Origin of the sequence: Streptococcus danieliae (genome assembly GCF_009767945.1) — a bacterium.
Lineage (GTDB): Bacteria > Bacillota > Bacilli > Lactobacillales > Streptococcaceae > Streptococcus > Streptococcus danieliae.
This window is the reverse complement of record NZ_WSRS01000192.1, coordinates 1-550: the sequence shown is the minus strand read 5'-3', so window position 1 is coordinate 550 and position 550 is coordinate 1. Positions and strand designations below refer to the sequence as shown.

The 550-nt window shown below is 33.1% G+C and carries 1 protein-coding gene and 2 pseudogenes; 1 reads left to right on the top strand and 2 read right to left on the bottom strand.

The genetic code is table 11. The features are described 5' to 3' along the window. Positions 1-174: 174 nt before the first annotated feature. Both E5983_RS09405 and E5983_RS10220 read right to left on the bottom strand, forming a co-directional pair. Positions 175-312: pseudogene (locus E5983_RS09405) on the bottom strand (IS110 family transposase); the annotation flags it as partial. Then, positions 272-373, bottom strand: a pseudogene (locus tag E5983_RS10220) (IS30 family transposase); the annotation flags it as partial. The pseudogenes E5983_RS09405 and E5983_RS10220, both read right to left, overlap by 41 nt. Before the next feature lie 43 nt (positions 374-416). Here E5983_RS10220 and E5983_RS09400 point away from each other — a divergent pair. Next, positions 417-550 (top strand): IS630 transposase-related protein (locus E5983_RS09400; protein WP_160332216.1); only part of this gene is annotated, 134 nt, incomplete at its 3' end.

The window sequence follows — 550 nt, the reverse complement described above, 5'->3', positions numbered from 1 at the left end:
GTAAAAAGTTTCATTTGAGCATGGTATTTGATAAATATTTAAAATCGCTACTTTAAAAAAGGTTCTGACTGAAGAGAAATCAGTTAGAACCTTTCATGCGTTTGTCGTGTGAAACAGCACCTTGACTTTCAATTTTTTTCGCAAGGTGTTATAATGGTATGGCACAATTATTCCTTATTGACTTTTAGAAAGACTATAGTCGTAAAGTTTATTGTGCGTTATGAGGTAATGGATCGTTCGAATGAGACGATGCATAGAGGCAATCACATGTGGCTTCGTTGAAGTTGCTTGTGATTGCTTTTTTCGTTTTTCTAGGATAAAGCATATCTTTCCTAGTTAATCCAAGGTGACCATTGTGAATCCAGTAGTATAGTAGAATGAAACAAAAACCGCACATTTTGTGCTATACTATTTTTATGGCATATTCAGTAGATTTTCGTGAAAAAGTTCTTTCATATTGTGAGAATATTGGCAGTATTTCTGAAGCAGCAACTGTTTTCCAAATTTCTCGTAATACCATTTATCAATGGATTAAATTAAAAGAGAAAAC